The organism is Streptomyces sp. NPDC059900 (genome assembly GCF_050270335.1).
Classification (GTDB): domain Bacteria; phylum Actinomycetota; class Actinomycetes; order Streptomycetales; family Streptomycetaceae; genus Streptomyces.
Window position 1 is genome coordinate 1 of sequence record NZ_JBNNJZ010000251.1, and the last position, 11,438, is coordinate 11,438.

Consider the following 11,438-nt stretch of genomic DNA (forward strand, 5'->3'; position numbering starts at 1 on the left):
ACTCCCGGTTCGTCCAGGCCGGTACGGAGCACTGGGTGGCTTGGCCCGTCCGCCCCCGGTGGCAGCTGGTGCTCGGTTTCACCGGCATGATCGTGTACGTACCGTTCTGGATCGCGCTCGCGGCGGTGGTGATGGCCGGGGTCATCGTGGTCCTGTTCCTCTCGGAGATCGTCGAGGCGGTCAGCGACTCGGGCGAGCGGAAGCTGAACGCCCTGGCGGACGGCATGCTGGAGCTTCTCCGGATGCCGGGCTGGTGCGTGACCTGGCCGGAGCTGCGCCACGAGGGGGACACGGCGTACTACCGCGCGCGCGTCGACAAGGTCGTGGGCCGTTGGACGGCTCAGGCGTCCGCCCCCAAGAAGCCGAAGAAGCCGGCCCCGCCCGTCGAGTGCGAGATCCCCTGGCGCAACTACCGCGGTGCGGGCGGCCATTACGTGGTGGAGACCGCTGCCGCCCGGGGATGGGAGCTGCGGCCCTCGGAGCCGCAGGAATCGATCAGGCTGTGGTGGTCGGCGGCCACCCGGGGTGAGGCGGACGCGGGCGCCGCGGCGTAAGTGGCCTGCCGGGCGGAATGGGAATCCGCCAGTTGTTTGCCAGGACTTGCCCGTTTAGGGGGTGCCTGGTGAAGATCTTGTAGTGAGCTCCATACAACCGTCCGCCGACCCCGGTGGCGAAGCCCCGGCCGACGCGGCAGCCGCCGCGACCCGCGCCTCGCACCGCGCCGCACGCCGCCCCGCGACGGGTCATGCCGTCGCCGTGCTGATCCTGGTGGCCGTCGCCGCCGCCGTCCCGCTCCTGGGCCCCTCGGCGGCGCTTGAGGGCACCGGTGAGGCCGAGGCGCCCGGTACCGCCGGGATCACTTTCCTGCGGACGGTTCTGTTCGCCGCGCTGTGCGTGCAGTTGGGCGAGGTGTACGCGATACGCCTGGCCCGCCGGGTGCCGGGGGCGCCGCTGGAGCGGGAGCCGCGGAGCTGGGCGGCATACGCGGCGGGCGCGGGCCTCGTCGCCTCGCTCGGCCTGGCTTCGGTGGTGGCCACCGGCAACCTCGTGCCGCATCAGCTGTCCGACATGGACATCGGCGGTCTGTACGCCTCGCGGGACGGCAGGCTCGCGCTCCTCGAAGTCAACGCCTTCATCGTGGCGCTGCTGTGCGCGCGCTCGCGCCGCCCCTCCACTGCCGCCCTTCCGCTCGCCGCGGTGATCGTCGCGGAGGCGCTGCGGGCCCACCCTCCGGCCGAGGACTCCCCGCTCATCGGCACCGGCCTGACGCTGGTGCATCTGACCTGCGGGGTGCTGTGGGCGGGCGGCCTGCTCCAGGTCCTTCGCATGCTCCGGCTGTGGCGCACGTCGGCTCCGGAAGCGGGCGCTGCGGTACTGGGGCTCTACGCGCGCGTGGCGGCCGTTCTGTTCGCCGCGATCACCGTGACGGGGGTGTGCAGCACGCTGCGGCGGATGCCGCCGAGCACGGTCCTCGACCAGCTGACGGACACGGCCTACGGGCGCACGCTGCTCGCCAAGGTGCTCCTCGTGGTGGCCGTGGCCGTCCTCGCGCTGCTCGCGCGCCTGCGGTTGAGCAGGGCCGCCGACCGCACGTCCGCGTACGCGCCCGCCCGCTGGGAGGTCATCGCCCTGGGGGCCGTGGTGGCGGTGTCAGCGCTCCTGACCGCGTTGCCGCTGCCGATTCGCTGGTGAGGCGCGCGGGCTGCCCGGACTGCGCCGCCGCCAGTACGCCGCGGGCCAGCAGGAACTGGGCGGCGATGTAGGTCAGCATGATCCAGAAGTCGGGGCGGGGGGCCTGCGGCCACTCGGCGATGCCGGTCGCGATGAGGGTGTCCGACAGGAGGAACAGCGCGCCGCCCACGGCCGTCGTGAGGCCCGTCCTGCCGGCGGCCCATGCCATCGCGGTGAGCAGGAGGCTGTAGCCCGCCACCGGGCCGCGCATGTCCGCGGGGAGGTCCGGCCACAGGAGCACGACCGTGACGATCAGGGCGGTGGCGTACGCGGCCACCAGCCACCCTCCACGCGCGCGCGGACTTCCGTGGCGCTTGAAGAGGGTGAGGTAGCAGACGTGGCCCGCGGCGAAGGAGCCCATTCCGGCGAGGAACGCGGGGTCGGCGTCGAGCAGGAGGAGGGTGTCGCCTCCCCAGCCGAAGAGGAGCGCGGCGATCAGCAGGCGCGGGCCTCTGACCGCCAGTACGCAGCCCGCGAGGAGGGGCATGAGCAGGGGCTTGAAGATGGTGTGGGCGGTGTCCGAGCCTGCCAGGAGTGCGGTCAGGTCGCCCAGCGCGGCGAGGGCGAAGGCAGCGAGGAGCAGCCTTGCCCTGGTGGACGCCTCTGTCACGCCGCGCTCTCCGTCACCGGCTCCGTCACTGCCTCCGGTGCCGGTTGTGGTGCCGCTGGTGCCTGCGGTTGCCAGCCCGGGCCCCGGAACAGCCTTCCGCCCCGCTCGCGCCAGCTCGTCGCCCTGCGGATGTCCTTGGCTATCGCCACGTACTCGTGGGTGGCCACCCGCAGCGGGTTGTACGTGGCGATGTTCTTCGTGAGGCCGTAGACCGGACGGTCCGTCTCCGCCACCCAGGAGCCGAACAAGCGGTCCCAGATGATCAGGATGCCGCCGAAGTTGCGGTCCAGGTAGCCGCCCTGGGACGCGTGGTGGACGCGGTGGTGGGAGGGGGTGTTGAAGACGAACTCGAAGGGGCGCGGCAGCTTGTCGATGCGCTCGGTGTGGATCCAGAACTGGTAGACGAGGTTCGCCGACGAGCAGAACGCGAGCGCCGCCGGGTGCACGCCGAGTGCGATCAGCGGAACGTAGAACGGCCAGACGGTCAGGCTCGTCCAGGGCTGGCGCAGCGCCGTCGTGAGGTTGAACTTGCGGCTGGAGTGGTGCACGACGTGGCAGGCCCACAGGATGCGGATGACGTGGTGCCCGCGGTGCGACCAGTAGTAGAAGAAGTCCTGCGCGAGCAGCATCAGCGGGATCGTCCACCACAGGACGGGGATGTGCAGCGGCGTCAGCGCGTACACCGCCGTGTAGATCGCGACGATGGGGATCTTCCACAGGAGGTCGAAGACGAGACTGCCGAGCCCCATGGTGATGGAGGTGGCGGCGTCCTTCGTCTCGTACCCGGCTTCGTCCTCGTCGGGATGGATCCGCACGCTCACGATCTCCACGACGGTGAGCAGCACGAAGGCAGGTATGGACCACAGCACGACATCGGGCAGGTTCGGCGGCATGCGTGCACCGTAAGGGCCCGTCGTCGGCCGCCGCTAGACGTAGTTACCGACAAGTATTACCAGCGGTAAAGAAGTGGATGTTGGCGATCCCCGCCAAAAGCGGACGCTCAAACACGCACGGATACTCAGACACCGACCGCCCCGAGCAACGCGCCCGCCCCGTACGTCACCGCCATCGCGAGCGCCCCTCCCCCCATGTTGCGCAGCACGGCGGGCCGCACCTTCGCGGAGCCGAGCCGCGCGCTGCTCCACCCCGTCACGGCGAGCGCGGCGAGGACCGAGACGACGGTGACCCAAAGGCGCCAGTCGGCGGGCGGCAGCACGATCGCAAGGAGCGGGAGCAGCGCGCCCGCCGTGAAGGCCACGAAGCTGGCCCAGGCGGCGTGCCACGGATTGGTGAGCTCGTCCGGGTCGATACCGAGCTCCACGCGCGCGTGCGCCCGCAGCGCGTCCCGCTCGGTCAGCTGCTCGGCCGCCTCCCGCGCCACCTCACGGCTCAGCCCCCGGTCCGCGAGGAGATCCGTCAGCTCGTTCAGTTCGGCGTCGGGCTGCTCCCGCAGCTCGCGCCGCTCCAGGGCGAGGGCCGCCTTCTCCGAGTCGCGCTGGGTGGAGACGGAGACGTACTCCCCCGCGGCCATCGACATCGACCCGGCGAGCAGCCCGGCCATACCGGCCGTGAGCAGCGTGCTGCGCTCCCCCGTGGCGCCCGCCACGCCGACGACGATCCCCGCCGTGGAGACGATGCCGTCGTTGGCCCCCAGCACGGCCGCACGCAGCCAGTTGAGGCGGGTGCCCAGCGCGCCGCCGTGTGGTTCGTCGTGTCCAGCTGCCTGATCGCTCACCCGGGGAGGGTCTCACTCCCGGGTGAGCGAGTTCGGCAAGGGCACGCCGTCACCAGACGCGCGCCGCACCTCCCGAGGCGAACACCGGGCTCGTCGCGCCGGCCGGTGTCTCCTTGAGGGGTTGTGCCAGTTCCCCGACCGTCGGTCCGACGCGCGCCGCGACCTCGCCGAGCCGCTCCAGGTCGAAGCCGTAGACGCGGGCCGCGTTGCCTCCGACCATGGCCGCTATCTCGTCCCTCGGCATGCCCGCGTAGGCGATGCGAAGACCCTCGCGCGAGAAGGGGTGCGTGCCCTCGTCGTGCGGATAGTCGCTGCCCCACATGATCTTGTCGATGCCGATCCGGTCCCTCATCTGCGCCTCGTGCGGCCGCATGAAGCTCGCGCCGACGAAGCAGTTGTCGCGCCAGACCTCGGAGGGGCCCTTGCCCATCGCATCGGCGAGCCCCGCACCGAACTTGGACTCCGCCGTACCGCCCGCGCCCGCCTTCGAGGCCGCCGCGACAAGACGCCCGTGGTAGTAGTCCAGCATGTCGAGCACGCCGGGGATCCAGCCCGAGCCCTGCTCCGTGAGCACGAGCCGCAGCTCCGGATGGCGGCGGAAGGCGCCGCCGAACACCAGATGCCACAGCGCCCGGTGCGAGAACCACGTCGTCTCCACCATGAAGACGGCCCGCGCGGCCGGTTCCTCGCCCAGGGGCGGCGAGGCCGATCCCGCATGGTGGTTGACCGGCACGCCGCGCTCGGCGCAGGCCGCCCAGATCGGGTCGTACGTGACCGAGTAGAGCTCGGCGAGTCCGCTGCCCGGCGGTGTGCCGGGCAGCAGGAGGCCGCCGTTCAGGCCCGCGTCGGCGGCCCAGTGGATCTCCTTGACGGCCTCGTCCACGTCGTTGAGGAGGATCTGGAAGACGCCCGCCCTGCGTCCCGGAGCGGCGGCGCAGAAGTCGGCGAGCCAGCGGTTGTGGGCGCGCAGGCCCGCCCAGCGCTGCTCGAACTCCGCGCGCGTCGGCGCCGGTGCCATCAGGGAGGCGCTCGGGAAGAAGGGCGGGATGGTGTTGGGGAAGACGACCTCGCCGACGATGCCGTCCTGCTCCAGCTCGGCGACGCGGCGGTCGGAGTTCCAGTTGCGGTCGGCGGTGTCGGCGAGCAGGTCCTCGTAGGGGTTGACGTAGGTGGCGGCCCACGCGTCGAAGGCGTCGTGGTGGTCCGACGCCAAGTAGGGCTTGTAGTCGAGGAGATCGGCGCCCGCGTGACAGTCCGCGGAGATGACGGTGTAACGCTCTTCGGTCGCGCTTTCTGTCAGGTCTTGGCTCATGCCTGTGCCCCCAGTACCGGGAAGTCGTGGTCGGTCAGCCAGTGGCGCCCCACGTCGCGCGAGCGCGCCCAGGACGCCTCGACCGCCGACTGGTCGTCCTGCTGGCCCAGTTCGGCGGGGGTGGGGCCGATCCGGCGGGCCAGCGGCGCCAGCTTCTCGGTGTCGAACCCGAAGACGTCGGCCGCCGCCAGACCCAGCATGCGCCGGGTCTCGCCCACCGGGATGTCGTGGAAGGTTTTCTTCAGCCACGCGCGCGTGTCGGGCCAGGTGCCCTCGGGGTGCGGGAAGTCGCTGCCCCACAGGATGTTGTCGACGCCGATCTCGTAGCGCTGGGCGAGTTCGCGGCGCTTGGTGTTGGTGGCGCAGATGAAGATCTGCCGGTCCAGATACTCGTGCGGGGGCCGCTTGAGCTCCGCGAACGGGGAGAGCTTCTTGCCGCCGTGCGCGCCCAGGTAGAGGCGGTCCATGAACCACAGGAGGTTCGGCAGCCACCAGCAGCCGGACTCCGCGACGCCGAACTTCAGCCCCGGATGGCGTTCGAAGACGCCCGACCAGAGCATGAACCACAGCGGCCGCGCGGGCCACCAGGTCACTTCGGAGACGTAGATCCCCAGGTGGTCGCCGTACTCGTGGCGGGGCGCCGCCCCGGAGTGGGTCACCATCGGCATCGCGCACTCGGCCGCCGCCGCCCACACCGGGTCGTAACGGCGGTCGTGATAGGGCGCCTTGTCGACCCACATGGAGGGGATCATCAGCGCGCCGAGCCCGGACTCCTTGGCCCGGTGGATCTCGGCGACGACACGGTCGACCTCGCCGGTGACCGGCAACAGAGCCACGCCGCAGTGCCGTTCGGGGTGCTCGGACACGAACTCGGCCAGCCAGCGGTTGTGCGCCTGCGCGCCCGCCATGCCGAGCTCCGGGTCCTGGTCCCCCGAGAGGCCGAGGCCCACTCCGAAGGGCGCGGCCGTCTGGCTGTCCACGGCGTCCGCGTCGGGGAAGACGACCTCGGCGGCCACCCCGTCGCCGTCGAGCTCCTTGAGGCGCTGCGCGGTGTCCCAGCCGCCCCGCAGGCCCTCTTCGTTGTCCTCGAACCACTTGGCGGCGAACGCGTCGTTGCGGATGCCGAGGCGCGTCGCCTCTTCGCGCCGGGCGCCGCGCTCCTCCAGGAACTGGTCGAAGTCGCGGTGGAACCGGCTGTCGAGATAGGGCCTGTACTCCTCGGTGGGCAGCCCGGCGTGGCAGTCGGAGGAGATGATCAGGTAGGGATCCTGGTCGGTCATCACGTGCCCTTCAGTCCAGAATGAAGTTCTCGAGGTACGCCGGATCCGCGCGGTCCAGCATCGACCGCGACCTGGCCTTGATCTGCCGGTCGCTGTGCTCGCTCTGCGGAAGCAGCCAGAACCGCCCGGCCGTGATCCCCTCCGCCACGAAGTCCGCGACCTCCTCGACCGGCGTGAACGCCACCTCCTTGCCGGCGTCCCGCATCGCGGACTCCCACTGGTCGAGGCTGCGGTAAGGGGTCTTGCGGGGGCGGGACTTGGCATAGCGGTCGGGGCGGTTGCGGTGCGACTCCCACAGCCCCGTGCGCAGCATGTGCGGCCCCGGGAAGAGCACGGAGGCGCCCACGCGCGCGTGCTCCGCCTTCAGGTGGGCGTACAGGGACTCCGTCATCGTCACGACGGCAGCCTTGGTGACCGCGTACACGGACGCCGTCGGCAGCGGTGCGATGCCGCCGTCACCGGAAGAGGTGTTGACGACGTGGCCGGGCTCGCCGCCCGCGATCATCCGGGGCACGAAGGCCTGGATGCCGTGGAAGACACCCCACACATTGACCTCGAACGCCCACTTCCAGTCGTTCGGCTCGTGCTCCCACATGCGGCCCTCGGCGCCGGAGCCGACGCCCGCGTTGTTGCACAGCACATGGACGGCGCCGAACTTCTCGTACGCCGCGTCGGCGAGCGCGAAGACCTGCTCGCGCGAGCCGACGTCGACCACGCGCGCGTGCACGCTCGCCCCGTTCTCGCGAAGACCGGCCGCCGCCTTCTCCAGGGCGCCCTCCTCGACGTCCGCGAGGACCACCTTCAGTCCGTCCGCCGCGAACCGCCGCGCCATGGCGAGTCCGATGCCGCTCGCCGCGCCCGTGACGACGGCGACCTGCCCTTCCCGCAGCTCCATCTCAGACGCTCCCCTCGGGCGGGCCGTCGAGGATCTGCTGCGGGTCGTCGTAGCGCTGGTGGATGTAGGGAAGGAGCGCCTGCGCGCTGACCCGCTCGGCGACCCGGCCCTGCTGGTCGGTGGTCTTCTCGCCGATGGTGATCTCGACGACCGCGTGCACGGGGAGGTCGGCGACCGGGTCGTACACGGACTCGCGCAGGACGACGTCCCCGGTGATGCCCTCCAGCTTGCGCACCTTCTCGTTGCGCACGCAGTGCACGAGCACCGGGTCCGCGTCGAAGCCCGAACCGTCCACCGCGGGCAGGAACTTGAAGTAGAAGTCCGTCTTGCGGACCGGTTCGGGGATCGGCAGGGCGCCGCTGACCGCGCCGCGCACCTCCACGAAGGCGATGCCGTACCGGGCCAGCGAGGCGCGGACGACCAGGCCGTCGCGCTCCACCTCGACCTCGCCCAGCTTCTTCGGCTCCCCGAAGACCTCACGCCCCCCGATCAGCGCCCGCTCGTGGGTCATCGGCATCACCAGCGGATACCACCCCTGCACCCCGTCGTGCTCGGCGGCGACGGCCACCGAGCCCGCACCGAGCGGATAGCCGGGCAGGTCGACCTTGCTGATGTTGGCCCGCACCAGCGGCCGGCTGCCGGGCTTCAGCGGGGGCGGCAGGACGGCCGCCACGGCGTCCGGATCGCTCTCCCAGACGGCCACCACACCGGTGGACCAGATGTCGGGCAGCTTCGAACTCGCGGCGCGCGCAGCGGCGATCTCCGCCTCGGTGCGCGCTCCGTAACGTACGCGTGCCATGTCGTACCACCCTTCGTCAGGACTACAAGAAGGTCTTGCGGGCGGTTCTGTAACACAGTTACAACAGGAGGCGTGAAGAGTGAAGAGACGCGTACGCATCCGGACCGGGAACGCGGGCATCTCGACCGGGAACAGGTCCTCGCCGCCGCCACGGCCCTCGTGAAGCGGCACGGCCCCGGGGCCCTGACGATGCGCAGGCTCGCCGCCGAACTCGGCACCGCCGTCACCTCGATCTACTGGCACGTCGGCAACCGCGAGTCGCTCCTGGACGCCCTCGTCGAGCGCACCCTCGCCGACCTCGGCGCGATCCGGCCCACCGGCCGCACCCCCGCCCGGCGCATCGTCTCCGTGGCGCGCGCCCTGCGCCGGCAGCTGCGCGGCCACCCGCACCTCGTCGCGATGGTGCACGAACGCGGCCTCACCGAGCGGATGTTCCTGCCCGCCCAGCAGGTCCTGGTCCACGAAGTGCACGCGGCGGGCCTGCGCGGCACCCGTGCGGCCGACGCCGTGCGCGCCGTACAGGTGCACGTCGTCGGCCACGTCCTGGTCGAGCGGTACCGCGAACGCGCGCCCGTGCAACGGCCCGGCGAGGAAGAGCTGTGGGGCGCGCAGACAGCCGAACAGGACCCGGCACTGGCCCGCGCGCTCGCCCGGCCCGCCGATCCCGAGGCACTGTTCACCATGTCGGTGAACGCACTGGTGTCCGGACTCCTCGGCCCCGGACCCGCGCCTGCCGGCGACGGAACCGGCCACTCGGCCGACCCGCGCACCGGACCGGGGACCTGACTGTCAGTCGCGGCCCGTATCCTCATGGACCATGCTCGAAGACCAGACGACCGCAGCGTCCGCAGCCACCTGGCCGGCCGCGTACCCAACGGGGTACGCGGTCGTCGACCTCGAGTCCACAGGCCTCGCCCGCGACGACCGCATAGTGTCGGCTGCCGTCTACCGCGTGGACGCCCGGGGCGAGGTGGAGGACCACTGGTACACGCTGGTCAACCCCCAGCGCGATCCCGGCCCCGTCTGGATCCACGGCCTCACCAGCGAGCTCCTCGCCGACGCGCCGCTCTTCAAGGACATCGCCGCCGAGTTCGCCGCGCGGCTGGCCGACCGCGTCCTGGTCGCGCACAACGCCGTCTTCGACTGGTCGATGATCGCCAGGGAGTACGCACGCGCGGAGCTCACCGCCCCCGTGCGCCAGCGCCTGTGCACCATCGCGCTCTCCAAGGAGCTGCGGCTCCCGCTGCCCAACCACAAGCTGGAGTCGCTCGCCGCGCACTTCGGCGTCGAACAGCGCCAGGCGCACAACGCCCTGGACGACGCGCGCGTGCTCGCCGAGGCGTTCCGCCCCAGCCTCAAGGCCGCGGCCAGCGGCGGGGTGCGGCTGCCGCTCCTGGAGTGCCTGCCGCTCACCGAGTGGTCCGACGGGGCGCCCCGCATCGTGCGCCAGCCCACCGGACCGGGCTCCGCCTCCTCGGCGGGCTCGTCGTATTCCTCGTACGGACCGGCGAGTTGGCGCCCCTCGCGCAAGCGGCCCGCCTGCCCGTACCCCAACCCCGGTCGGTATGAAACGGGCAAACCGCTCCAACAGGGCATGCGTGTCGCGTTCTCCGGCGACACCTCCGTCGAGCGCGAGCTCCTGGAGGACCGTGCGGTCGAGGCCGGTCTGCACATCGCCACCAGCGTGTCGCGGCTGACCAGCCTGCTCGTCACGAACGACCCGGATTCGGGCACCTCCAAGACCGTGAAGGCGCGCTCCTTCGGCACACCCGTCATCGACGAGGCCGCGTTCGGCCAGCTCCTCCAGGACGTCGCTCCGGCGGCACAGGGCTGAGCCGCCCGGCCGAAGGAGGGCGTCCTCGCGGGCGTCAGACGGGTGATTGTCGGCCCGGCGCCCGCCTGCTTGCTCGCATGCGGGCGCCCGGCGTCCCACCCTGTGGCGCATGGCACGTTGCGAGGTCTGCGGAAACGACTACGGCATGTCCTTCGAAGTGCACGCGCAAGGCGCGGTGCACGTCTTCGACTGCTTCTCCTGCGCCATTCACCGCATGGCGCCCATCTGTGAGCACTGCCGGTGCCGGATCATCGGCCAGGGCGTGGAGGTGCAGGAGAAGTGGTACTGCGGTGCGCACTGCTCGCGCGCGGAGGGGCAGGTGGGCATCGTCGACAGGGTGTGACCCCGGTCTCCGGCCGACCGGCCCCCACACCGCCCGGACTACCCCACTCCCCTGCACCCCATGGCCGAGTTGTACCGTCATGGGGTGTACCGCTTCCTGTTGACCCGGCAGTGGGTGATCCTTACCCTCATCGGCCTGGTTCTCATCCCCACGATGATCGAGCTGGGCTTCTGGCAGTTGCACCGCCACGAGCACCGCGTCGCACAGAACGCGGAGATCTCGAAGGCGCTGGACGCGAAGCCGGTCCCGGCCGAGCGGCTGACCTCGCCCGGCCACTCCATTGCGGACTCCGAGCGCTACCGCAGGGTGAGCGCGCACGGCACGTACGACACGAAGGACGAGGTCGTCGTGCGGCGCCGCACGAACTCCGACGAGGAGATCGGCTTCCACGTCCTGACCCCGTTCCTCCTGGACAACGGCAAGGTCCTGCTCGTCAACCGGGGCTGGATCCCGGCGAACGGACCGCAGACCGAGTTCCCGAAGGTCCCCCCGGCGCCCAAGGGCGAGATCACCGTCACCGGCCGCCTGATGGCCGACGAGACGTCCGCGCAGAGCGGCATCAAGGACGTCCAGGGGCTGCCGGACCGTCAGATCATGCTGATCAGCAGCGGGCAGCAGGCGCACAGCCTCGGCAAGGAGGTGCTCGGCGGCTATGTCGAGCTGACCTCGCCGGAGCCCGCCGGGGACTCTCCCCAGCTGATCGGCGAGCCCGAGCACGGCGACATCGGCCCGCACATGGCGTACGCGGTCCAGTGGTGGCTGTTCTGTACGGGCGTTCCCATCGGCTGGGTGGTCCTGGTACGCAGGGAGGTGCGGGACCGCCGCGCGGCCGCCGCGGAGGCGCCGGCTCCGGAGGCGACGCCCGCTTCGGTGTAGCACACCCCCGTCGCGTTCCGCCG

Annotated in this window: 13 protein-coding genes; 6 read left to right on the plus strand and 7 right to left on the minus strand. The window is 71.4% G+C overall.

Translation table 11 applies throughout. From position 1 onward, the window contains the following. Both ACQKIP_RS27220 and ACQKIP_RS27225 read left to right on the plus strand, forming a co-directional pair. Positions 1–554, plus strand: a 554-nt coding sequence (locus ACQKIP_RS27220; RefSeq protein WP_427744352.1) for a hypothetical protein, incomplete at its 5' end; no start/stop codon positions are given. Between the two features lie 82 nt (positions 555–636). After that, a complete protein-coding gene (locus ACQKIP_RS27225) occupies positions 637–1,692 on the plus strand; it encodes a CopD family protein (RefSeq protein WP_365853325.1) in 1,056 nt (351 codons plus the stop codon). Here the strand turns inward: ACQKIP_RS27225 and ACQKIP_RS27230 are convergent. The 7 genes from ACQKIP_RS27230 to ACQKIP_RS27260 form a co-directional block, all read right to left on the minus strand. Next, positions 1,622–2,341 (minus strand): lysoplasmalogenase, encoded by a 720-nt coding sequence (locus tag ACQKIP_RS27230; RefSeq protein ID WP_365853323.1) that lies wholly within the window; start codon positions 2,339–2,341, stop codon positions 1,622–1,624. The genes ACQKIP_RS27225 and ACQKIP_RS27230 overlap by 71 nt on opposite strands. Beyond that, a complete protein-coding gene (locus ACQKIP_RS27235; protein ID WP_365853321.1) occupies positions 2,338–3,234 on the minus strand; it encodes a sterol desaturase family protein in 897 nt (298 codons plus the stop codon). Before ACQKIP_RS27235 ends, ACQKIP_RS27230 begins: the two co-directional genes overlap by 4 nt. A 125-nt stretch (positions 3,235–3,359) precedes the next feature. After that, a complete protein-coding gene (locus ACQKIP_RS27240) occupies positions 3,360–4,076 on the minus strand; it encodes a VIT1/CCC1 transporter family protein (RefSeq protein ID WP_365853319.1) in 717 nt (238 codons plus the stop codon). Between the two features lie 49 nt (positions 4,077–4,125). Continuing rightward, entirely contained in the window at positions 4,126–5,388 is a 1,263-nt protein-coding gene (locus ACQKIP_RS27245; protein ID WP_365853317.1) for an amidohydrolase family protein, read from the minus strand. Further along, positions 5,385–6,668 (minus strand): amidohydrolase family protein, encoded by a 1,284-nt coding sequence (locus tag ACQKIP_RS27250; RefSeq protein ID WP_365853315.1) that lies wholly within the window; start codon positions 6,666–6,668, stop codon positions 5,385–5,387. Before ACQKIP_RS27250 ends, ACQKIP_RS27245 begins: the two co-directional genes overlap by 4 nt. 10 nt (positions 6,669–6,678) lie before the next feature. Beyond that, the gene (locus ACQKIP_RS27255; RefSeq protein WP_365853313.1) at positions 6,679–7,563 is read right to left on the minus strand and encodes an SDR family NAD(P)-dependent oxidoreductase; all 885 of its coding nucleotides are present in this window, start codon (positions 7,561–7,563) and stop codon (positions 6,679–6,681) included. Between the two features lies 1 nt (position 7,564). Continuing rightward, entirely contained in the window at positions 7,565–8,362 is a 798-nt protein-coding gene (locus tag ACQKIP_RS27260) for an acetoacetate decarboxylase family protein (RefSeq protein ID WP_365853311.1), read from the minus strand. A gap of 72 nt (positions 8,363–8,434) precedes the next feature. On the opposite strand from ACQKIP_RS27260, the gene ACQKIP_RS27265 reads away from it, so the two are divergent. The 4 genes from ACQKIP_RS27265 to ACQKIP_RS27280 all read left to right on the plus strand — a co-directional run bounded on the left by ACQKIP_RS27265 (position 8,435) and on the right by ACQKIP_RS27280 (position 11,415). Beyond that, positions 8,435–9,148, plus strand: a complete 714-nt coding sequence (locus tag ACQKIP_RS27265) for a TetR/AcrR family transcriptional regulator (protein ID WP_365853309.1) — start codon at positions 8,435–8,437, stop codon at positions 9,146–9,148. Positions 9,149–9,179: 31 nt separating this feature from the next. Then, on the plus strand, positions 9,180–10,196 hold the full coding sequence (locus tag ACQKIP_RS27270) for a DEDDh family exonuclease (RefSeq protein WP_427744357.1): 1,017 nt from the start codon (positions 9,180–9,182) through the stop codon (positions 10,194–10,196). Positions 10,197–10,305: 109 nt separating this feature from the next. After that, complete coding sequence (locus tag ACQKIP_RS27275; protein ID WP_365853305.1) at positions 10,306–10,539, plus strand: hypothetical protein; 234 nt, start codon at positions 10,306–10,308, stop codon at positions 10,537–10,539. A gap of 84 nt (positions 10,540–10,623) precedes the next feature. Next, the gene (locus tag ACQKIP_RS27280; RefSeq protein WP_365853496.1) at positions 10,624–11,415 is read left to right on the plus strand and encodes an SURF1 family cytochrome oxidase biogenesis protein; all 792 of its coding nucleotides are present in this window, start codon (positions 10,624–10,626) and stop codon (positions 11,413–11,415) included. Positions 11,416–11,438 lie beyond the last annotated feature (23 nt).

Bases quoted from the DNA above. Each gene is read 5' to 3' on its own strand.
- ACQKIP_RS27275 (WP_365853305.1), top strand. From the start codon at position 10,306: ATGGCACGTTGCGAGGTCTGCGGAAACGACTACGGCATGTCCTTCGAA.
- ACQKIP_RS27270 (WP_427744357.1), top strand. From the start codon at position 9,180: ATGCTCGAAGACCAGACGACCGCAGCGTCCGCAGCCACCTGGCCGGCC.
- ACQKIP_RS27255 (WP_365853313.1), bottom strand. From the start codon at position 7,563: ATGGAGCTGCGGGAAGGGCAGGTCGCCGTCGTCACGGGCGCGGCGAGC.
- ACQKIP_RS27235 (WP_365853321.1), bottom strand. From the start codon at position 3,234: ATGCCGCCGAACCTGCCCGATGTCGTGCTGTGGTCCATACCTGCCTTC.
- ACQKIP_RS27250 (WP_365853315.1), bottom strand. From the start codon at position 6,668: ATGACCGACCAGGATCCCTACCTGATCATCTCCTCCGACTGCCACGCC.
- ACQKIP_RS27245 (WP_365853317.1), bottom strand. From the start codon at position 5,388: ATGAGCCAAGACCTGACAGAAAGCGCGACCGAAGAGCGTTACACCGTC.
- ACQKIP_RS27260 (WP_365853311.1), bottom strand. From the start codon at position 8,362: ATGGCACGCGTACGTTACGGAGCGCGCACCGAGGCGGAGATCGCCGCT.